The sequence below is a fragment of the Mycobacterium fragae genome (assembly GCF_002102185.1).
GTDB lineage: Bacteria > Actinomycetota > Actinomycetes > Mycobacteriales > Mycobacteriaceae > Mycobacterium > Mycobacterium fragae.
This window is the reverse complement of the sequence record NZ_LQOW01000018.1, coordinates 60,972-79,868: the sequence shown is the minus strand read 5'-3', so window position 1 is coordinate 79,868 and position 18,897 is coordinate 60,972. Positions and strand designations below refer to the sequence as shown.

The following is an 18,897-nucleotide window of genomic DNA, read 5'->3' as shown; positions in this document are numbered from 1 at the left end:
AGAAACATTTGATAAATTACTCGGCGCGTCTTACACTGTTTGCCAGCTGTAGGGTGTGTAATAACCCGAATGGGTCGCCGTCCGGCCGTGCGGCCCGGTTACGTACACCGACCGCAGGAGTGATCACCGTGCATATCAATCCGATGCCCCGGTCGCGGGTCGGGCGAATTGCCTGGTCATGGTTTCGGCACCCGGTCAAGAGTCGCGAATTCCCGGCCAAGCACGAGCGCCTGGTGACCGCGGAGGAGCTGCTGCGCTTCGGCGTGTGAACCACCGGATCTGGCAGCGCGCCGACGACCCTCACGTTTGCTCAGCTTGACCAATTTGTTATCTACGGGTGCCGGCGACGAGACCAGAATCCCGGATCGCCTCGGCGAGCGGCTCCAGGACCGCCGGGTCGTGCGGGGGTGAGATGTAGACGATGGCGAGGTCGAGGCCTTCGGCTCCCAGCGCGCCGGCGTTGTCGATGATCTGTCGGTAGTTGCGGTCTTCGCCGAGAAACAGGTGCGCGGAGAGCGTGATCTCGGTGCGGTCACGCCCGATGTCCGCACAGTGTGCGCCCAGCACGTCGCGCTTGCGCGCGAATTCCTCCGGCGTACCCCCGACGAAGTTCCAGTGCTGGGCGTAGCGGGCGGTGATCCGTAGCGTGCGTTTCTCACCGCTGCCGCCGATACAGATCGGTGGGTGCGGGCGCTGCGGGCCCTTGGGCTCGTTGCGGGCTCCTTTGAGTTGGTAGTACTTGCCGTCGAAGTCGGTCGTCTCCTGGCTGAGCAGGCTGGTCAACACCTCGCAGGCCTCCTCGAACCGGTCGAAGCGTTCCTTGATGCTGCCCAACTCGATGCCGTAGGCGCCGGACTCCTCCTCATTCCACCCGGCGCCGATTCCCAGCTCGAGCCGACCGTTGGAGATGATGTCGAGTGCGGCCGCCATATTGGCCAGTACGGCGGGGTGGCGGTAGTGGATGCCGGTGACCAAGGTGCCCAGCCGAAGCCGGGTGGTGGCCTGTGCCAGCGCGGTCAACGTCGTCCAGCCCTCCAAGCAGGGGCCGCTGGAGTCGCCGCCGAAGATCGGATAGAAGTGGTCGAAGGTCCACCCGGACTCGAAGATGTCGATGCCGTCGGCCTCTTTCCAGACGGCCAGCATCTGGGGCCAGGTGGTGTGTTGCGGTGAGGTCTTGAACGCGAATCGCATTGAACCGACACTAGTCCGGTGGCGATGCCCAGCGATATTTCGGCAGCTCACAATCATTGCCGTCTCAATCGCGGGGAGCTTGCCGAGAGTAGCGTCTGTGGTTGCTTCTACTGCTGCGCGACCTTCTCGCCGGTAGAGATCACAGACTGGATCGATCCGGCGCCAGAGATGGTGGAAGAGATGGGTATAGAGGGACAGACCGCACTATGCCCTCGGTGCGGTATCGACAGCGTCATCGGTGATCGATCAGGTCATCCGATTACGAGGGACTTCCTGGAAGAGATGCGGAGCTACTGGTTCTGAGTCGCCCCACACCTATATTGCGTGCCTAGCACCCTAGCGAAAACCTCGAAAAGCGTTGCGCCATAGCAGGAGACCGATGTCACCCACTACGACAATCGAGACGTTCTTAGATGTCGATATTCGCGTCGGACGCGTGATCAAGGCTGAGGAATTCCCGCGCGCCCGCAAACCCGCGTACAAAATATGGATCGATTTCGGTGATTTAGGGATACGCAAGTCCAGCGCACAGATCAGCGATCTGTACACCGTTGACGAGCTGAAGGGCCGATTAGTGCTAGCAGTTGTCAATCTGCCCGCGCGCCGGGTCGCCGACTTCGTATCGGAGGTTCTCGTGCTGGGGGTGCCGACCGAAGGTGACCGCAGTGTTGTACTGGTTGGCCCGGATCGGGAGATACCGCCGGGCCTCCGGCTGGTCTGAATTGCGCAACTAAACTCGACCCGACCATGCGCCATTACGCTGAAATCGACACGCTCGGAATCGACACCAAGATCACCCTGCTGGCAGCCGGGCTGATCTTCCTGCTGGCACTGTGCCTCGGAGTGTGGAAGTACCGGCAGATCATGGCCGCCGAAGACCACCGAGCCCACCCCTACGTCGACATCGCGCACCGGGCGGCCCTGCTCTACTCGTTCGCGACGTTGCTGATCGCGGTTTTCGTCAACCTGAGCGCCTGGCCGACGTGGGTGAACCTGATCGCCGCGATGGTGGTGGTGTTTTTCTTCGTCGCCGCGATCCTGAGCTACATCGTTCACGGCGCACGGCGGGACACCACCAACCAGTTCGAGCACGCCGACCGCAGGCTCGAGGTCGAGATGACGGCACTGATCGTCGGCGAGATCGGCGGCTTCGGGGTGATCTTCGCCGGATTCATCGCCGGACAGCTGGTGTCTTAGCTGCGGGTCGCCGCCGTCGACACGAGTCGGCACACTGGTGGCATGGACCCGGTAGTCGCGCTGCGAGAGATCGCCTACTACAAAGACCGGGCGCGCGAGGATCCTCGCCGCGTCATGGCCTACCGCAACGCCGCCGACATCGTCGAGAGCCTGGACGACGTCGAGCGGGAGCGCCACGGCCAGGCCAACAGTTGGCAGTCTCTGCCGGGCATCGGGCCGAAGACCGCGAAGGTGATCGACCAGGCATGGTCGGGACGCGAACCCGACTATCTCGTCGAATTACGCGCTGCCGCTGAAGATCTCGGTGGTGGCGATATCCGGGCGGCGTTGCGCGGCGACCTGCATCTGCATTCGAATTGGTCGGATGGCTCGGCGCCGATCGAGGAGATGATGGCGACCGCGTCGAGGTTGGGCCACGAGTATTGCGCGCTGACCGATCACTCACCGCGGCTGACCATCGCCAACGGCTTGTCGCCAGAGCGGCTGCGCAAACAGCTCGACGTGATCGAGGGGCTGCGCGAGCAGTTCGCGCCGATGCGCATTCTGACCGGCATCGAGGTGGACATCCTCGACGACGGCAGTTTGGATCAGGAACCCGAGCTTCTGGAGCGTCTCGACGTCGTGGTGGCCAGCGTGCACTCCAAGCTGTCGATGGATTCCGCATCGATGACCCGCCGGATGGTGCGCGCGGTCAGCAACGAGCATGCCGACGTGCTCGGGCACTGTACGGGACGGTTGGTTGCGGGTAACCGTGGCATCCGGCCGGAATCGAAGTTCGACGCCGAGGCGGTTTTCACCGCCTGCCGCGAGCATGGCACCGCCGTGGAGATCAACTCCCGGCCCGAACGTCGCGACCCGCCGACCCGGCTGCTGAATCTCGCTCTGGAAATCGGCTGCGACTTCAGCATCGACACCGACGCGCACGCACCCGGCCAGCTCGACTTCCTCGGCTACGGCGCTCAGCGGGCCATGGATGCCGGGGTGCCCGCCGACCGCATCGTCAACACCTGGCCGGTCGACAAGCTGCTGGCCTGGACGGCGGCGTAGGTCCGACCAGCGTGCGGCTGGCCGCACATTCGGGCTCGACAATGCGCCTGGCTGCACACTCGACGGGCATCGCAGCCTCAGTCCGGCTGGGGGTACCTCCCGCTTGCGGGGGCGTGCGGCATCTCGACGCCGGGATCGCGGCCCACCAGCACCGCGCGGGTGACCGCGGACTTGCCGTAGCGCTGCCGCACCGCGTCGATTGCCGCATCGACCACCCGCGGACCATCATCAGCGAACGGCAGCATCAACTGTTGGGCGCCGCTGCGATCGATGTCCGACACCGCGAAGCCAACCAGGGTCAGCCCGCGCTCGGCGACCATCGGCGCAGCGGATGCCACCAGCCGCCGCGCGGTGGCCAGGATGGTTTGTGTTGACGAGGTGGCAAATGGCAGGGTGTGCGACCGGGTTGCACGGCTGAAGTCGTCAAACCGCAACCGCAGCACCACTGTTCGCCCGGTGCGCCCGGCCGCGCGCATCCGCGCGGTAATCCGGTCGATCAGGGTGATTACCACGGCGTCGATCGCGGCGGGCGACATGGTGTTGCCGCGGCGGCCGAGCGCGCGCTGGGCGCCCACCGAGCGCCGGCGAACGGACGTCGAGACCCGACGACGATCGATATTGTGGGACAGCGCGTACAGCCGACCGCCCATCGCCCCGCCGACCAGTGAGGCCAGCATGGACTCGCTGAGCTCGGCGACATCGGCGACGGTTTCGATGCCGTGTGCGCGCAGCCGCTCAGCGGTCACCGCGCCCACCCCCCATAACCGACGCACGGGCAGCGGATGCAGGAACGTCAGCTCGTGGTCGGGCGGAACCAGCAGCAGGCCATCGGGCTTGGCCTCCTGGCTGGCCACCTTGGCAAGGAACTTCGTCCGGGCCACGCCGACGGTGATGGGCAGCCCGACCCGATGGCGCACCTCGGCGCGCAGCCGCGCGGCGATCTCGATCGGTGTGCCGGAAACCCGGCGAAGTCCGGCGACGTCCAGGAACGCCTCGTCCACCGAGATCGCCTCCACCAACGGTGTGATGTCCCGGAACACCTCGAACACTGCGTCGCTGGCGCTCATGTAGGCACTCATCCGCGGCGGGACCACCACCGCATGCGGGCACAGCCGGCGTGCCTGGGCCCCGCCCATCGCGGTGCGGACCCCGTAGGCCTTGGCCTCATAGCTGGCGGCGAGCACGACCCCACCGCCGACGATCACCGGGCGACCACGCAGAGCCGGGTCGTCACGCTGCTCGACCGAGGCATAGAACGAATCGAGGTCCGCATGCAGGATCGATGCTGTTTCGTGAGCCAAGCGCTGCACGAACATATGTTCGCATGCGGCTCCGACGCGTTAACTCGATTCGCCGTAGATGCTCGTGACCCAGATGTGCACCAGCGTTTCGAGCAACTGCTCGTCCGGCACGGACGGGCGCTCGTCGGCGAAGGAGCTCAACATCACCTTCTCGTTGAGCAGGTTCAGCGCCGAGGACAGGTCCTGGGCCGGCAGCGTCACCGGAGCCTCGCCGCGGGCGCGCTCGGTCTCGATCACCGTGGCGATGTGGGCGACCCACTTCTGCATGAACCGAGACCACAGTTCGCGAATGTCCTTGTTGGTGCGCGCGGCATCGGCGGCCAGTGACACCGCACGATGTGAACTGAATGTCTCGACGAAGAGGCTGATGCCGCTGCGCCACAGCGCTTTCAGGTCGGCCGGCGGGTTGGCGATCATGCTCTCCAGCGCGGAGTCGGCTTCGACGATCGCCCGCTCGAAAAGGGTGAGGAGTACCGCATCCTTGGAGGGGAAATAGAAGTAGAACGTCGGGCGGGATAGGCCCGCCCCCTTGGCCAGGTCGTCGACCGAGATGTCGGCGAGCGGACGCTGCGCCAGCAGTCGTTCCGCGGTGGTCAGGATGGCCAACTCACGATCGTCGCCGGAGGGGCGGGTGGAACGACGACCCCGGGAAACACGGGTAGGGCTCGCGGCAGTCACAACAGCCACCTTAACACTGTGTCGAGAAATTCAACACACTGTTGACCGACTCAACACGATGTTGATACGGTGTGCGGCATGAGTGAACACCTTGACGTTGTCATCGTGGGCGCCGGCATCTCCGGTATCAGCGCGGCCTGGCACCTGCAGGACCGCTGCCCGTCGAAGAGCTACGCGATCCTCGAGCGCCGCGACGACCTCGGCGGCACCTGGGACCTGTTCAAATACCCGGGGATCCGCTCCGACTCGGACATGTTCACCCTGGGCTTCCGGTTCAAGCCGTGGCGCTCGGCCAAGGCGATCGCCGACGGCGCGTCGATCAAGGCCTACATCAAGGAGGCCGCCACCGAGAACGGTATCGACAAGCACATCCGCTACCGCCACAAGGTGGTGGCCGCAGAGTGGTCCGACGCCGACAACCGCTGGACGGTCACCGTCGAGAACGACGGCGAAAAAAGCGAGATCACCTGCTCGTTCCTGTTCGCCTGCAGCGGTTACTACAACTACGACGAGGGCTACACGCCGGAGTTCGAAGGGGCGCAAGACTTCGAGGGCACCATCGTCCATCCCCAGCACTGGCCCGAGGACCTGGATTACGCGGGCAAGAGGGTCGTCGTGATCGGATCCGGTGCTACCGCGGTGACACTCATCCCGGCCCTGGTGAACTCCGGCGCCGGCCACGTGACGATGCTGCAGCGCTCGCCCACCTACATCGGCACGCTGCCCGGGGTCGATCCCTTCGCCGACCGGGCCAACCGGCTGCTTCCGGACAAAGCGGCCCATGTCGCGAACCGGTGGAGAGCAATCGTCTTCAGCACGGCTATCTACCAGCTTTCCCGACGGTTCCCGGCCTACATGCGCAAAACCCTGATGACGATGGCGGAGCGGCGTCTGCCCAAGGGCTATGACGTCGAGAAGCACTTCGGCCCTCGGTACAACGTGTGGGACCAGCGGTTGTGTCTGGCGCCCGACGGCGACCTGTTCCGCACCATCCGGCACGGCCAAGCCGACGTCGTCACCGACACCATCGATCGCTTCACGAAAACCGGCATCAAGCTGAGTTCCGGTGAAGAGTTACAAGCCGACATCATCATCACCGCAACGGGTTTGAACCTGCAGCTGTTCGGCGGCGCCGAAATCCGGCGCAACGGCATGCCCGTCGAGCTCAAAGAAACGATGGCCTACAAGGGCATGATGCTGACCGGCATGCCGAACATGGCGTTCACCATCGGTTACACCAACGCGTCCTGGACACTCAAGGCCGACCTGGTATCTGAGTTCGTCTGCCGAATACTCAACTACATGGATTCGCACGGCTTCGACACCGTGGTTCCGCAGCATCCGGGCAATTCGGTGGAGGAGCGCCCGCTGATGGACTTCACGCCGGGATATGTGCTGCGGGCATTGGACTATCTGCCGAAGGCGGGTGCAGTGACCCCGTGGCGGCTCAAGCAGAATTATCTGCTGGACCTGCGTCTCATCCGGCGCGGCCGGGTCGACGACGAGTCGCTCCACTTCGCCAAACAGCCTGCCGCAGTGGCGGTTAGCTGATACTGGTTGCTGCCGCGACGACGACGATCCCGTCGTCGTCGCTGTAGGCGATGTCGCCCGGCACGAATGTCACACCGCCCAGGCTGACCTCGACGTCTCGCTCCCCGGCGCCGGTTTTGCCGCTCTTGCGAGGGTTGGTGCCAAGCGCCTTGACGCCGATGGCGATGCCGCGCAGCGTCGAGGCATCCCGAACGGCGCCGTTCACGACCAGTCCAGCCCAGCCGTTGGAACGGGCCAATTCGGCGATGACATCACCGACCAGCGCGGCGTGCAGCGAGCCCGCGCCGTCGATCACCAGGACACCGCCTTCGCCGGGCGTCGACAGCACGGACTTCAGCAGCGCGTTGTCCTCAAAGCAGCGCACCGTGCTGATCGGGCCTGCGAACTGTGTCCGGCCGCCGAACTGGCGGAACTGAACGTCACAGCTGCGCACGTCGGACCCGATTTCGTCGACCAGATCAGCCGTCGGCCGAAACGTCACGCTCACCGGGACGCGGGTCAGCTGCCGTGCCGACGTAGTTGGCGTATCAGCAGCAACGCCAGCAAGCTGACCGCGATCGCTACCGCCAGCGGCACCGGGAAGCGGCCGCCCGTCGGCACGGCGGGCGGCGCGGACATAGGGTTCCTGGCCGCGTCCACCGTCGACTTCGCTTGTGCCGCAGCATCCTTGGCGCCAGCGGCAAGCTGGCCGTTGGTCTCGATTCGGGGCGACGTGGGTGCCTTCTTCGCGGCGGCTTTCTTGGCCGGCGCCTTCTTGCCGGGCGCTTTCTTGCCGGGCGTTTTTTTGGCCGCCGCTTTCTTGGCCGCGTTCGCCGACCCGTGCTGAGCCTTCTTCGCGGCCTTGGCAGGTGCTTTCTTGGCGGCCTTCTTAGCTGGTTGTTCAGCCGGTTTCTCCGCATCCTTGGCGGGCGGCGGCGCGTTGTCCGCAGCTGGTGCCGGCGGCGACGGCTCACCAGGGCCGGCGCCGGGAGCATCCTCGGGTGAGGTGTCGGGCGGGTTGTCCGGTTGATCCTGCGGGTCTGCCATGCGGCTGCTCCTTTGCAGTTTCTCGTCGCCTACACCAGTCACGGACACCAACAGTCGAAGCCCATCATGCCAGGGCCGCAGCACCGTGTTACCCGGCTCGGGTGAGGCTTAGGCTCGGCGGCGCGTCGCCCACAATCCCGCACAGGCAAGTAGCACAGCTGCGCCGGCAAAAAACGGCCAGACCGGGATGCCGTGCGCCGCGGTCTCCCCCGTGCCCGCCGGCGGCCCCGGGGTGCCACCGCCGGGCACCGTCAGGGAAAACGACCAGGATCCCGATACCACGTGCCCGTCTGCCGAGGTCACACGGTAGTTCACCGTGTAACGGCCGACGGGCCCCAGCGGCCGCACCGCGACACTGACGACCGCGCCCCGCACCTGGGGCTGGCCGGAGGACCACAGTTTTCCGTCGGGTCCCACGACGGTCATGGCGGCGAACGTGGTTTGCAGCGGTTCGTTGAAGGTCGCGCTGACCCGGGCCGGACCGGCGCTCAGAGCGGAATTTTCAGCCGGATCGGCGGAAACCCGGCTGGCATGCGCGTGGGCGGCTGCGGCGGCCAAGGTGGCGGCGAGGATGCTTGCGGCCACCAGCAGGCTCGCCGCAACCGCGCGCGCCGTGGCGTTCATCGCCGTCGCCGGACCAGCGCAAGAGAGATTCCCAGGGCGGCGACCAGCAGAGCTACGCCGCCGAGGACTCGGGCGGCGTTGTCCGGTGACGGCCCAGGCTGCTCGGCCGGCGCCATGGGAGGTGCGTTCATGTGATGTCCGGGAGCGGGTTTCGGGCCCGCTGCCAGTGTCAGCATCGGCGCCGGATGCTCCGGTTCCCCGCCGCCGGGCAGCTGCGGCTGATCCCAGTTCACCACCGACCCGTCCGCATAGGTCTGGCTAGCCGGGAAGCTCACGGTGTCGGTGTCGGGAAGCTTCACCGAGATCCGGAACAACCCGAACTGATCCACCGGAATCCCGCCGTGTGGTACCGCCGTCCAGGTCACCGAGCGGACGACGCCCGAAGCGGAATCCCGATCGAGGGCGACCGTCCATCCCGGCATCGTCTCGGTGCGCACGGACGTGACGTCCGGAAGGCGAACCATGAGCGCTGTGGTGGCCGCGCCCGTCGCGGACTCGTTGGGCACCTGGAAGGTGACCAACGCCATGCTGCCGCGCACGGCGTCGTCGCTGCTGGCATGAACGTGGGCGGACGCCGGGGCGCTCGTGGCAACTGATCCGAGGATTGTGACGGCGGCCGCGATCATGGCGCGCGAAACCGCCCTGTGCTGGCGTGCCATCCAATCAGGCCAATCCAAGGCGTGCCATCAGGTCGGCGTCGATCTCGTCGAGTTGTTTGGAGATCGCGCCATGCGCAGCGCGCCGCCTTGCGGCGGGCATGTTCTCCGCAGCGGTCACAGCCGCCGACAGGTCGCTGAGCCGTTCGGAAATAGCGGACACGAATTGCTTGGTTTCGGCGTCCTTGGGCTTCTTCTCCTGCACCGCCCGCAACGATTGCTCGGCCCCCGCGATGCGGGCCGACAGCGTGGCCCCGTGCCCGGAAAACTGACCGATCTGAGCCAGCGGAACGCCGAGTTGGTCGGCGCGCCGCTGATCGATCAGCCCGCGGGCAGCCATCGCGGCGCGGTAAACCAACGGCACCACGATCGGAGCGAGCAGCCGAGAAACGGTCAGTAGCCGACGAATCCTGGTCGGTGACAACAATTTGCCCTCACGCGCCACCTTGAGCTGAGTCTCGGCCACCTTCAACGCGGCTCGGTCGCTGTCTCGCTGCGCCTTCAATTGCGCCTTGAGCGCCTTCGCTTCGGCCCGCTGCGCGGCCTTGAACCGGCGAGCATCGTTTTTCGCCGACAGCTTTGCCTCGAGCTTGGCTCGGGCCCTGATCGCCCGGGCTTCGGCACGACGCATCGCGCGGCTTTTTCGCTTGCGGAACACGGCCATGGGCCAACACTAACCGGATTGGATGGGCCGCTTCTCGTCAGGACCGCGGGCTAGGCGTCCAGGTGCTCCTTGCGGCGCAACTCGTCGACCCGCTGCACGAGATCTTGCTGCGCCTCGGCAGACAGCTCGCTGGCGCGCAGCGCGATGCGCCGAACGTTCTCATCGCGCATCGTGTTCAGGAAGGACAATTCTTTGTCGAGCTTTTCGTAATATTCATCGTCGGTGAAGTAGGCGGGCTTGATGCGGAAGAAGTTCGCGAGGGCCGCCATGGTCGCGGACGACGGGTTCGTGCGATTGCCGGAGCGTAGCTGCGACAAGTAGGGAGCCGACATCGTGATGCCCTCCGCTTTGAGTGCCGCGATCACTTCAGCCGACGTGTGCGGCCCCCGTCCTGGCGGATAAACCGTCTCGAACAGGCGGTTCAAACGGGCAGCAAACGTCGTGCTCATCGATATGACCTCCACCGGGCTGGTAGGACGAAGGATTCCATGCACGTATTTGCTGATCATCGTAGCGAGAGTTATGGCCACAACCAAGTGCAAACCCGTGCGGAATTGCCGCCGACGGCGGCGACGGTCATCGACAGCGCCACCAAACAAGACTGACAGTGTTGTAGCGCGTATACACCAGATGCGCCAAGCGAATTGTGCGGCGCCGCGTCGCAGCAGGATCCACCGACTGCGGCGGACAGCTTCGTCGGCTGCGCGCGCGTCGCATCCGGCAACCGGCGCGTCGCGAGAAAGCATCGGAAAGCTGCTTTGCTGTCAAAGGTCGCGAGGCCTCCGCGACATCCATTTTGGTCAGGTTTGAGGGCCTGCTGATCAGACCAACTGCAGGCCTAGTTGTGGGTACCTTGGACGCACTGCGCGACGGCCCGGGCAGTATCTGCCGACGCCACCGTTTACGCCCGTGCGGCGTGCGCAACCGAGCTCAGCGCACGGCTGTGACGGTTGCTCGCGAGAGCCGGTTAGGCGGCAAGCAGCATCGCCAGGATGGCGGTGTCGGGATGGCTGATGGGATCGACGCCCACGCGGCTGACCATCGAGGTGACTGTGCCGTCGGCTTCGGCTTCCACCCAGGCCGCCCGGTGCTCGAGCCCCAGGTATGGCAGCCCGGGTAGCAGGACGCATCCCGACGCGGCGCCGCTGCATTCAGGCAACGAGGGCGTGGTTTCCGACGGCGGATGCAGCATCAGTAGTGCAGGGGGCTGATGCTCAGCGAAATAGCCTGGCTTGATGGCAGATTCGCCAACCACCGGACCCTCCGCCAGCACCAATCCGACCGTGCCGGGTACCGGGGTATCCGGCAATTCCTCGCGAGCGCCGAATACCGTTGTGGTGTCAAGCAATCCGGGCAGCGACGCAACTCTGACGGCCACCATCAAAAGTTGCGCCCACTCCTTCGTCGAGTCGGGCCAACGGCCGAAGATCGCAAATCCCTTCAGGGCGCCATGGGAGTGAAAGGGGGCCACCTCGATGGCCCGACCTGACCCAGTCTCCATTTCGCCCTCCGCGATACTTCGGCTGAGACATCCGGCGCCAGGCCGGCGGGTCGATGAGCTCAGCATGCGTTAGACCTGGGATACCCGCAAGCGGACACGAGCAATCAGCCGCAACAGGCACAAAATGAAACGCAGCAGAAACGAAAGCGGGGCGCCGCGCGAACCGCAGGACGCCCCGAGGGAGAACCGCGATAACGTCAGCCGGCGATCAGCCCCTTGGTCTTCGAGGTTGCAGCCGCGTAGCGCGACTGCACATCCTCCCAGTTGACAACGTTCCAGAACGCCTTGGCGAAGTCGACCTTGACGTTCTTGTACTGCAGGTAGAAGGCGTGCTCCCACATATCGAGCAGCAGCAGTGGAACGATGCCGAGAGGGAAGTTGGTCTGGTGGTCATACACCTGGAAGACCAACAGCTTTCCACCAAGCGTGTCCCAGCCAAGCGCAGCCCAGCCTGATCCTTGAACCGTCGTCGCGGCCGCGTGGAACTGCGCGCGGAACTTGTCGAACGATCCGAACGCGTCGTCGATCGCGGCGGCGAGCTCTCCGGTGGGCTTGTCACCACCGTTGGGGGACAAGTTCTTCCACCAGATGGTGTGGTTGACATGTCCGGCGAGGTTGAACGCCAGGTTCTTCTCGTTCAGCAGGATCGAGGAGTGGTCTTCCTTGGAGCGGGCGTCTTCGAGTTTGGCGAGGGCGTCGTTGGCGCCCTTCACATAAGTCGCGTGGTGCTTGCTGTGGTGAAGCTCGTTGATTTGACCGGAGATATGCGGCTCGAGAGCACCGTAGTCCCAGTCCAAATCCGGCAACGTGTATTCAGCCACGAGATTCCTTCCTTCGATCGTTGGCGGGGCTGCTCCTCTTGTCTCCACTCGCAGTGTTCGCTGCGCGGCGACCCGGCTTAGTCAACCCTGCTCCATGACGGCGCGCACCGCAACAACGAGTGCACCGCGGGAGTACCCGAGATAGGGGACTTCAGAACCAAATGATGACCGCGAGGACCGCCAGCAAAACCAGGGCGATCAGGCCTGCGCGCAAACCGGCGAGCAAGTACGACCGATTACATGTCGGCGAGTTGGCATACCACTGCGACGACGGCGCCGCCGACGGTGGTCCGATCGGTTGCGTTGTCATGGCCTGAACCCGACCTGCATGTCCAAACTCGCCCCCAGTGAGATGAGTCACAAGTAACCGCTGGTGGTCGCGATCATAGCGCCATATCAGCCGCTGGAAAAATTGGACCGGAAACAGGGTGCTGACCAGCATGTTGTTGCTGGCTGACCGATAGCGGCGACCGGCGCCGGATGCTGCTTTTCAGCCGTTACCCGAAAAGCGATTCCCCGTGATGTCCCCCACACGGGGGATGCTTAGGGTGACGATGAATTCGCTCGGCCTCCGGCGGGCCTGTCGATCGCGATGCCGAAAACGGGCCATGTTATCCACAGCTGACCGCCGAGTCGGGGTATCGAACCCACGTCAACCCGCCCGCGGTTGGCGGGCACTTGTGCATAAACCTGTGGAAACTGTGGATACCCGGTGGTAGCTGGGTGCCGCGCCCTGCACAGCCGCACCGCCCATGCCAAGATCGAGCTCATGCCCGATGAAGCGGTGGTCGCGCACGCCGACGTCGCCGAGCTGCCCGCGGAATTCGGGCCGGCGGCGGTGTTGCTGGACGTGCGAGAGAACGACGAGTGGCAACGTGGTCACGCCGCGGACGCTCTGCACATTCCGATGGGCGAGGTACCCACTCGGCTGCAGGAGATCGATCCGGCAGCGAAGTTGTACATCGTCTGCAAGGCCGGTGGACGCTCCCTGCGGGTAGCGCAGTATTTGCAGCGCAACGGGTATCAACCCGTCAATGTCGACGGCGGCATGCTGGCATGGGCCAAAGCGGGGCGTCCGGTGATCACCGATGACGGTGGTCCAGGCGGCATCTGAGGTATGCCGTGCATCGTCGCGGAGCAGCGCGTTCTGACCGTTAGGCTGATGCGGTGATCCAAGTGTGCTCCCAGTGCGGCACACGCTGGAACGTGCGCGACCGGCAGCGTGTGTGGTGTCCGCGCTGCCGTGGGACGCTGCTGGCGCCATCCACGGAGGCGCCCGGTCCCGACCCGAGGTGGAGTGCGCGCTCGGCCGCTCAGCCGGCTGTCCGCCCGCGGACGGCACCGCGGCTGCCGCCCGGTTATCGATGGATCGCGGTGCGTCCCGGCGCGCCGCCGCCCGCCCGACGTCGTCGGCCACCGCTGGGCCCGACCCCGCGGTACACGGCGATACCGCGCTGGGGTCTGGCGGACCACATCGATGCCGCCACAGTGACGCCGGCGTCGGCGGTGCAGAAGGCGCCACTGGCCTCCCGGGTGCGTGCGACGTTCTTGGTCAGCGTGCTGACCTTGGGCATCGCCGCGACGGTTCATTTGATTCGGTACGTGCTGCTGATCATCAACCGCAACACCTTGCTGAACCCACTGGTGGCCATCGCGTCGATGGGGCTGTCAGTGCTGGCCAGCCTGGCCGCGATCGCGGCAGTAAGCACCTGCGCCGTCGTGCTGACGCGATGGTTGATCGCGCGCCGCTCCGCGGCTTTCACGCATTACGGCAGGACCGAACCTCGTCCGGTGTGGGCGCTGTGGGTCGGCTGCCTGTTGCCGCCGTCGACCGCTTTGGTCTTGGCCATCGCGTTCGCCGTCCTACTGGGGAAGCTGGGCCACCCGGCCAGCTGGGGATTGATGGCCGGCTGTGTGACGATTTGTTGCCTACCCCTGCTCGGTGTGGTGTGGGCGCTGGTGTACCTCATCGAGCTGGCCAAAACCGAGGACCAATACAGCCGACTGCGCAAGACGATCTGGGGATGGTGGCTGTTGTGGGTGGTCAGCAGCGTGACGTCTGTCTTCGCCACCGTCACCGGCGGGGCGCAAGATGCCCAGGGCATCGCCAACAACACGGTGGCGATGATCGTCGCGTATCTACTGGCGTTGGCCGCGGTGATCGCAACCGCAAGGGTCTTCGAAGGATTCGAACGCAAACCCGTCGAGCGGCCGGCCCATCGCTGGGTCGTCGTACCCGACAGTGAAGACACTGAAAACGGTGGAACAAGCACATCAGGATCTGCTCCCGCAGTTGAGTCGGCGGGGGAGGAACCGGCAGCATAGTGCTATGACGCGGGCCGATGAGGTGTTCGCCCGGCATCCATACGTGGTGGCCCACCGCGGCGCATCGGCCTCTCTGCCCGAACACACCCTCGCCGCATACGATCTCGCGCTGAAAGAGGGCGCAGACGGCGTGGAATGCGATGTCCGGCTCACCCGCGACGGCCATCTGGTCTGCGTGCACGACCGCCGGCTGGACCGAACGTCAACCGGCGCCGGACTGGTCAGCACGATGACTCTCGCCGAGCTGCGCAAGTTGGAATACGGGGCGTGGCATGGGAGTTGGCGCTCCGACGGCACCCACGGCGATACCGGCCTGTTGACGTTGGACGCACTGGTCGCGCTGGTTCTCGATTGGCGGCGGCCGGTGAAGATCTTCGTCGAGACCAAACATCCCGTTCGCTACGGCGCGCTGGTGGAAAGCAAGGTGTTGGCGCTGTTGCATCGGTTCGGGATTGCCTCGCCGGCATCGGCGGACCGATCCCGCGCGGTGCTGATGTCGTTTTCCGCGGCTGCGCTGTGGCGGGTCCGGCGGGCGGCGCCGATGCTGCCCACCGTGCTGCTCGCCAGGAGCTCGCTGTATCTGGGCAGCGGTGCGGCCACGGCGGTCGGCGCCACCGCGGTGGGGCCGTCGCTGGCCACGCTTCGTGAACACCCCGAACTCGTCGACCGTGCCGCGGCGCAAGGGCGAGCCCTGTACTGCTGGAACGTCGACCACTACGAGGACGCCAAGTTCTGCCGGGACGTGGGCGTGGCCTGGCTGGCCACCCACCACCCCGGCCGCGTCAAAGCCTGGCTGGAGGATGGCCTGACCGACGCCGGCCTCTAGAGGCGGCCCCCGGCGACGTGGGGCGCATCGGATTCGCTACGCGGCGAGTCGATTTCACGCGCGACGAAATTCTCCAGGTCGAACACGTTCCCGCCGGCGCGGTCGGCGACCCGCAGCAGCGAGGTCATCAGCGCCATCTCTTCGACCTGCTCCTTGAGGAACCACTGCATGAATTGCTCGCCGAGGTAGTCACCTTCGTCGCGGGCGACCGCGGCCAGCGTGCTGACCTGTTCGGTGACGGCCCGCTCCTGCTCCAGCGCCAGCGCCAGCGCATCACGCGGGGTGTCAAACGTGTTGCGTACCCCGTCCACGCCGGGGATCTCAACGCGGACATCGCGGTCGAGCAGATACTGCACCAGCATCATCGCGTGATTACGTTCCTCGACGGCTTGCCGGTAAAAGTGTTTCGCTAATTGAGGCATGTCGGAATCGTCGAAATAAACGGCCACCGCAATATACTGCTGGGCGTTGGTGAATTCGTTGTAGATCTGTTCCTGCAATAATGCATGGAACTTTGTTTTGTGGGCATCACGGTCGGTCATGGTGGCAACGTTACTGCAGCTCAAATCGCTTGTCACCCAAGGTAATACTTACTTCGGCCAGCTTTGCCTAAGTAAAGCAAGCCTATAGTAAGAACGCGGAATTCCGATGTTGGGCCGAGACGGTTGGAATTGTTTAATCGCCTATTGCCGAAGTGCTCAGGGTTGTTCGCCGAGGACGGCTACGGGTACCGGCTCGTCGGCGGCCAGCGCGTCGAATAGCTGGGCGGCCTTGTGGTGGTCCCACACCACGACAGAGCCCGCGTCCCCGCCGGTGAACTCCCCGATGGGCACCGTCAGCGTGGTCGTGGATCCGTGCAGCGCCCAGCCCAGCCGGGCCAGGTCCCAGACATGATCGCCGTTGTCGACGGTCATGGCGTCGGCCGCCGCGTGTGGCACGGAATACCATCGCCACGGATTCAGCCATACCGCGGGGCTGGTTGCACGATGCAACAGGGCAGACATGAACTGGCGCTGGTTGATCATGCGGTCGAGATCGGCACGTGGAGTGGCCCGGGTGCGGACAAAGCCGAGTGCGGTGCGGCCGTCGAGCTTCTGGCAGCCGGCCCGCAGGTCGATACCGGCCAGTGGGTCGCTGATCGCAGACGCCGGGCAAACGGTGACCCCGCCGAGCGCGTCGACCACGACGGCGAAACCGCTGAAACCGACCTCGACGTAGTGATCGAGCCGTAGCCCGGTGGCCTGTTCGACCGTCTGCGCCAACAACGGCGCTCCGCCCATCGCGAATGCCGCGTTGACTTTGTCCCGGCCGTAGCCGGGAATCGGTACATAGGAGTCGCGGGGGATGGACACCATGGTTGTCGGGGCGGCAGATCCCAAAGCCGGCACATGCACCAGCAAGATGGTGTCGGTTCGTCCGTTGCCGATGTCGCCGCCGGTCGCCAGCGCCTGCTGCTGTTCGATGGTGAGGCCTTGGCGGCTATCCGAACCGACCAGCAGCCACGTCGCGCCGTGTCCGGAAGCCGGCCGGCCGGGATAGTCGGCCAGCACCGGCGCGCGGTGCAGCGCGGTGTCCATCCACAGCGTGCCGCCCAGGACGCCCCCGCCGATCAGCAACAAGATGATCAGCAGACTCAGCGAAATCACTTGTCCCCACGCGCGTTTACGCCGGGGATGCCCACGCGCCGGCGGAGGCGGCCCGGTGCGCGGCAGTCGTCCGGAAGGTTCGGGCACCGGGCGGCGATAGCCGGGATCACGGCGGATCACCGGCGACGGCTCCCGCGGCGGGTTCGGGCCGACGGTGCTCACCGCAGCCATCCGAGATGGCCGGCCAGTAGGGCGTACCCGACGAATGCCACGGTGTCGATGAGTCCGTGCGCGATCACGAGCGGCCATAGCCGGCCGGTGCGCTGCCAGACGTACCCGAACACCAGGCCCATGGCGAGGTTGCCCAGCCCGGCACCGAAGCCTTGGTAGAGGTGGTAAGCGCTGCGCAGCAGGCTCGAACAAATGACGGACAGCCGGTTGGGCACGCCCAACTGACTCAGCCGGGTGAGCAGATAGTCAACGACGATGACCTCCTCGGCCCAGCCGTTGGCGAACGCGATCACCACCAGCATCGGGACTCGCCACCAGGTGTCGCTCAGACTCGACGGGATGACCGAGGCGTTGAGCCCCAGCGCCCGCGCCGCGAGGTAGAGAGCCAATCCGGGCAGCCCGATCAGCGCGGCCAGACCGACGCCGCCCAGCAGATCGGCACGCCAGTCGAAGCGAGCCAGCCCGATCCGGGCAGGGCTTAAGCCGCTGCGCCACAACAGGTACAGGCCGAGCCCACCCCACGCGATCAGTTGCGCGACGACGGTCGCATTCAGTCCCAGGTCGATCAGGTCGAAGTAGGACCGCCTCGGGTTGAGCGGGATCCGCTGTCTGCTCAGGTTCCGCAGCACCGAGTCGGCCAGTTGCAGCATCGCGGTGACGGCGCTCAGGCCGAACGTGACGCCCAACACGACGGCGAGCTCGATACGCAACGCGCGCCGCTGGACCAGTCGACTATCGGGTGCGGTCACCCTCGACACGGTAACCGGACTCGGGCAGTCTTCCGCTCACCACCGCCGGGCGCGCAGGCCGTTTACGAACGGGCAGCCCATCAGCACCCGGATGGCTTGGCTCAGACTGCTCACGTCGTCGACCGGCTTGTGGAAGGGCAGCCGGACGTCGCGGTCGCCGTCGGCGCTTTCGATGCGTAACCGCACCCCGTAGCGGTCAAGGCCGAGCGGACGGACATCGCCGCGGCGCAGCCGTGCGGGCAGCCGGGACGCCAAACGCGCGACCACGTCACGATGCGCGGTGTCCAAGTGCCGGATCCAGCATGATTCGAATGTGCAGAACGGGTCGGGTCGGGCTGCCAGCAGGGCGCCGACGTCGACGGCCTCGGCGCCAGCCCCGTCGGTCACCACCACCGACTCGATGTTCAGCCGCAGCAGCACGTAACGGGTGTCGTCGTCGACGACCGGCCCGGATCGCGGCGTCTGCACTTGCAGCAGCGCGGGGTTCGGGACCTCGGCGGCGATCCGGTCGAGCAGATTGGGCACGGTCGCCGTCGGCACCTGGTGGAGCCGGCCGCGGACCCACACCAGCGAGCGCACGGGCTCACGCAGCGGCAGCGGCGCATAGTCGGCCAATTCCAAGACGGCCGGGGCGCCGCGGTTGCCGCAGTCGGCCATGTGCTCGCTCACCGCGCCGACCGGGCCACCAATGGGAGCCGCTACCGCGAACGAGCCGTCGTCGAGCAGGTGATGCAGCGGCGTGGTGAGCGGTTCGGCGCGTTCGACGGCGAGCAGGGCCCCACCCGCGCGGGCGCAGGTGCTGCGGATCCGCTCGGCCGTCGTCGGTGCCGCGCAATTGGCAAGTGTCATCGTTGACCGTCCCGGCTTCTGTCGGAAATTAGGTGAGGCAAGCCTAACTTAATTAGGTTGGCTTCGGCGGCGCA

Annotated in this window: 24 protein-coding genes; 8 read left to right on the top strand and 16 right to left on the bottom strand. The window is 65.6% G+C overall.

The window, feature by feature from the left end; all coding sequences use genetic code 11:
* The first annotated feature begins 128 nt into the window (after nt 1–128).
* The gene (locus AWC06_RS23280) at nt 129–269 is read left to right on the top strand and encodes a hypothetical protein (RefSeq protein WP_169715329.1); all 141 of its coding nucleotides are present in this window, start codon (nt 129–131) and stop codon (nt 267–269) included.
* Nucleotides 270–327: 58 nt separating this feature from the next.
* Here AWC06_RS23280 and AWC06_RS09850 read toward each other — a convergent pair whose 3' ends face one another.
* Entirely contained in the window at nt 328–1,191 is an 864-nt protein-coding gene (locus AWC06_RS09850; protein WP_085196859.1) for an LLM class F420-dependent oxidoreductase, read from the bottom strand.
* 379 nt (nt 1,192–1,570) lie between these two features.
* Between AWC06_RS09850 and AWC06_RS09840 the strand changes: the two genes are divergently transcribed.
* Genes AWC06_RS09840 through AWC06_RS09830 form a run of 3 tightly spaced genes read left to right on the top strand, consistent with a single transcriptional unit; the run spans nt 1,571 to nt 3,435 of the window.
* Nucleotides 1,571–1,912 carry a tRNA-binding protein gene (locus AWC06_RS09840; protein WP_085196857.1) on the top strand — a complete coding sequence of 114 codons (342 nt, stop codon included), beginning with the start codon at nt 1,571–1,573 and terminating at the stop codon, nt 1,910–1,912.
* A gap of 26 nt (nt 1,913–1,938) precedes the next feature.
* A complete protein-coding gene (locus AWC06_RS09835) occupies nt 1,939–2,388 on the top strand; it encodes a hypothetical protein (RefSeq protein WP_085196855.1) in 450 nt (149 codons plus the stop codon).
* A 42-nt stretch (nt 2,389–2,430) separates the two neighbouring features.
* Nucleotides 2,431–3,435: a PHP domain-containing protein gene (locus AWC06_RS09830; RefSeq protein WP_085196853.1), complete on the top strand. Its 1,005-nt coding sequence runs from the start codon at nt 2,431–2,433 to the stop codon at nt 3,433–3,435.
* A gap of 77 nt (nt 3,436–3,512) precedes the next feature.
* On the opposite strand, the gene dinB is transcribed toward AWC06_RS09830, so the two are convergent.
* A complete protein-coding gene (gene dinB, locus AWC06_RS09825; RefSeq protein WP_085196851.1) occupies nt 3,513–4,751 on the bottom strand; it encodes a DNA polymerase IV in 1,239 nt (412 codons plus the stop codon).
* 24 nt (nt 4,752–4,775) lie between these two features.
* Nucleotides 4,776–5,423 carry a TetR/AcrR family transcriptional regulator gene (locus tag AWC06_RS09820; RefSeq protein ID WP_372458196.1) on the bottom strand — a complete coding sequence of 216 codons (648 nt, stop codon included), beginning with the start codon at nt 5,421–5,423 and terminating at the stop codon, nt 4,776–4,778.
* Nucleotides 5,424–5,492: 69 nt separating this feature from the next.
* Here AWC06_RS09820 and AWC06_RS09815 point away from each other — a divergent pair, with 69 nt between their 5' ends.
* Nucleotides 5,493–6,965, top strand: coding sequence for a flavin-containing monooxygenase (locus AWC06_RS09815; RefSeq protein ID WP_085196847.1), 1,473 nt, complete (start codon nt 5,493–5,495; stop codon nt 6,963–6,965).
* On the opposite strand, the gene rraA is transcribed toward AWC06_RS09815, so the two are convergent.
* The 9 genes from rraA to AWC06_RS23275 all read right to left on the bottom strand — a co-directional run bounded on the left by rraA (nt 6,958) and on the right by AWC06_RS23275 (nt 12,567).
* Nucleotides 6,958–7,452 (bottom strand): ribonuclease E activity regulator RraA, encoded by a 495-nt coding sequence (gene rraA / locus AWC06_RS09810; protein ID WP_085196845.1) that lies wholly within the window; start codon nt 7,450–7,452, stop codon nt 6,958–6,960. The genes AWC06_RS09815 and rraA overlap by 8 nt on opposite strands.
* 11 nt (nt 7,453–7,463) lie before the next feature.
* Nucleotides 7,464–7,991 (bottom strand): Rv3852 family protein, encoded by a 528-nt coding sequence (locus AWC06_RS09805; protein WP_085196843.1) that lies wholly within the window; start codon nt 7,989–7,991, stop codon nt 7,464–7,466.
* 108 nt (nt 7,992–8,099) lie between these two features.
* Nucleotides 8,100–8,615 (bottom strand): copper resistance CopC family protein, encoded by a 516-nt coding sequence (locus tag AWC06_RS09800; RefSeq protein ID WP_085196841.1) that lies wholly within the window; start codon nt 8,613–8,615, stop codon nt 8,100–8,102.
* Nucleotides 8,612–9,274 carry a YcnI family copper-binding membrane protein gene (locus AWC06_RS09795; protein ID WP_085196839.1) on the bottom strand — a complete coding sequence of 221 codons (663 nt, stop codon included), beginning with the start codon at nt 9,272–9,274 and terminating at the stop codon, nt 8,612–8,614. Before AWC06_RS09795 ends, AWC06_RS09800 begins: the two co-directional genes overlap by 4 nt.
* A 4-nt stretch (nt 9,275–9,278) precedes the next feature.
* Nucleotides 9,279–9,935, bottom strand: coding sequence for a DUF6474 family protein (locus AWC06_RS09790; protein ID WP_085196837.1), 657 nt, complete (start codon nt 9,933–9,935; stop codon nt 9,279–9,281).
* A 50-nt stretch (nt 9,936–9,985) separates the two neighbouring features.
* A complete protein-coding gene (locus AWC06_RS09785; protein WP_085196886.1) occupies nt 9,986–10,384 on the bottom strand; it encodes a helix-turn-helix transcriptional regulator in 399 nt (132 codons plus the stop codon).
* Between the two features lie 518 nt (nt 10,385–10,902).
* Complete coding sequence (locus AWC06_RS09780; RefSeq protein ID WP_085196835.1) at nt 10,903–11,436, bottom strand: peptidase; 534 nt, start codon at nt 11,434–11,436, stop codon at nt 10,903–10,905.
* Between the two features lie 197 nt (nt 11,437–11,633).
* Entirely contained in the window at nt 11,634–12,257 is a 624-nt protein-coding gene (locus tag AWC06_RS09775; protein ID WP_085196833.1) for a superoxide dismutase, read from the bottom strand.
* 151 nt (nt 12,258–12,408) lie between these two features.
* Nucleotides 12,409–12,567: a hypothetical protein gene (locus AWC06_RS23275; RefSeq protein ID WP_169715328.1), complete on the bottom strand. Its 159-nt coding sequence runs from the start codon at nt 12,565–12,567 to the stop codon at nt 12,409–12,411.
* Nucleotides 12,568–13,026: 459 nt separating this feature from the next.
* Between AWC06_RS23275 and AWC06_RS09765 the strand changes: the two genes are divergently transcribed.
* The 3 genes from AWC06_RS09765 to AWC06_RS09755 are packed head-to-tail and all read left to right on the top strand — an operon-like array spanning nt 13,027 to nt 15,408.
* Nucleotides 13,027–13,371, top strand: coding sequence for a rhodanese-like domain-containing protein (locus AWC06_RS09765; protein ID WP_085196829.1), 345 nt, complete (start codon nt 13,027–13,029; stop codon nt 13,369–13,371).
* 53 nt (nt 13,372–13,424) lie between these two features.
* A complete protein-coding gene (locus AWC06_RS09760) occupies nt 13,425–14,582 on the top strand; it encodes a DUF4328 domain-containing protein (RefSeq protein ID WP_085196827.1) in 1,158 nt (385 codons plus the stop codon).
* 4 nt (nt 14,583–14,586) lie between these two features.
* Nucleotides 14,587–15,408, top strand: a complete 822-nt coding sequence (locus tag AWC06_RS09755) for a glycerophosphodiester phosphodiesterase (protein WP_085196825.1) — start codon at nt 14,587–14,589, stop codon at nt 15,406–15,408.
* Here the strand turns inward: AWC06_RS09755 and AWC06_RS09750 are convergent.
* The 4 genes from AWC06_RS09750 to AWC06_RS09735 all read right to left on the bottom strand — a co-directional run bounded on the left by AWC06_RS09750 (nt 15,405) and on the right by AWC06_RS09735 (nt 18,823).
* Nucleotides 15,405–15,950, bottom strand: a complete 546-nt coding sequence (locus AWC06_RS09750; protein ID WP_085196823.1) for a ferritin — start codon at nt 15,948–15,950, stop codon at nt 15,405–15,407. The genes AWC06_RS09755 and AWC06_RS09750 overlap by 4 nt on opposite strands.
* A gap of 156 nt (nt 15,951–16,106) precedes the next feature.
* Entirely contained in the window at nt 16,107–17,225 is a 1,119-nt protein-coding gene (locus AWC06_RS09745) for an LCP family protein (protein ID WP_085196821.1), read from the bottom strand.
* Entirely contained in the window at nt 17,213–17,974 is a 762-nt protein-coding gene (locus AWC06_RS09740; RefSeq protein ID WP_227371180.1) for a CPBP family intramembrane glutamic endopeptidase, read from the bottom strand. The genes AWC06_RS09745 and AWC06_RS09740 overlap by 13 nt, the downstream gene beginning before the upstream one ends.
* A gap of 36 nt (nt 17,975–18,010) precedes the next feature.
* Nucleotides 18,011–18,823, bottom strand: coding sequence for a DUF2470 domain-containing protein (locus AWC06_RS09735; protein ID WP_085196819.1), 813 nt, complete (start codon nt 18,821–18,823; stop codon nt 18,011–18,013).
* Between the last annotated feature and the right edge of the window lie 74 nt (nt 18,824–18,897).

Coding starts and splice junctions, on each gene's coding strand:
- AWC06_RS09850 (WP_085196859.1), bottom strand. CDS start 1,191: ATGCGATTCGCGTTCAAGACCTCACCGCAACACACCACCTGGCCCCAG.
- AWC06_RS09840 (WP_085196857.1), top strand. CDS start 1,571: ATGTCACCCACTACGACAATCGAGACGTTCTTAGATGTCGATATTCGC.
- AWC06_RS09835 (WP_085196855.1), top strand. CDS start 1,939: ATGCGCCATTACGCTGAAATCGACACGCTCGGAATCGACACCAAGATC.
- AWC06_RS09830 (WP_085196853.1), top strand. CDS start 2,431: ATGGACCCGGTAGTCGCGCTGCGAGAGATCGCCTACTACAAAGACCGG.
- dinB (WP_085196851.1), bottom strand. CDS start 4,751: ATGTTCGTGCAGCGCTTGGCTCACGAAACAGCATCGATCCTGCATGCG.
- AWC06_RS09815 (WP_085196847.1), top strand. CDS start 5,493: ATGAGTGAACACCTTGACGTTGTCATCGTGGGCGCCGGCATCTCCGGT.
- AWC06_RS09805 (WP_085196843.1), bottom strand. CDS start 7,991: ATGGCAGACCCGCAGGATCAACCGGACAACCCGCCCGACACCTCACCC.
- AWC06_RS09800 (WP_085196841.1), bottom strand. CDS start 8,615: ATGAACGCCACGGCGCGCGCGGTTGCGGCGAGCCTGCTGGTGGCCGCA.
- AWC06_RS09795 (WP_085196839.1), bottom strand. CDS start 9,274: ATGGCACGCCAGCACAGGGCGGTTTCGCGCGCCATGATCGCGGCCGCC.
- AWC06_RS09790 (WP_085196837.1), bottom strand. CDS start 9,935: ATGGCCGTGTTCCGCAAGCGAAAAAGCCGCGCGATGCGTCGTGCCGAA.
- AWC06_RS09785 (WP_085196886.1), bottom strand. CDS start 10,384: ATGAGCACGACGTTTGCTGCCCGTTTGAACCGCCTGTTCGAGACGGTT.
- AWC06_RS09780 (WP_085196835.1), bottom strand. CDS start 11,436: ATGGAGACTGGGTCAGGTCGGGCCATCGAGGTGGCCCCCTTTCACTCC.
- AWC06_RS23275 (WP_169715328.1), bottom strand. CDS start 12,567: ATGACAACGCAACCGATCGGACCACCGTCGGCGGCGCCGTCGTCGCAG.
- AWC06_RS09765 (WP_085196829.1), top strand. CDS start 13,027: ATGCCCGATGAAGCGGTGGTCGCGCACGCCGACGTCGCCGAGCTGCCC.
- AWC06_RS09755 (WP_085196825.1), top strand. CDS start 14,587: ATGACGCGGGCCGATGAGGTGTTCGCCCGGCATCCATACGTGGTGGCC.
- AWC06_RS09750 (WP_085196823.1), bottom strand. CDS start 15,950: ATGACCGACCGTGATGCCCACAAAACAAAGTTCCATGCATTATTGCAG.
- AWC06_RS09745 (WP_085196821.1), bottom strand. CDS start 17,225: ATGGCTGCGGTGAGCACCGTCGGCCCGAACCCGCCGCGGGAGCCGTCG.
- AWC06_RS09735 (WP_085196819.1), bottom strand. CDS start 18,823: ATGACACTTGCCAATTGCGCGGCACCGACGACGGCCGAGCGGATCCGC.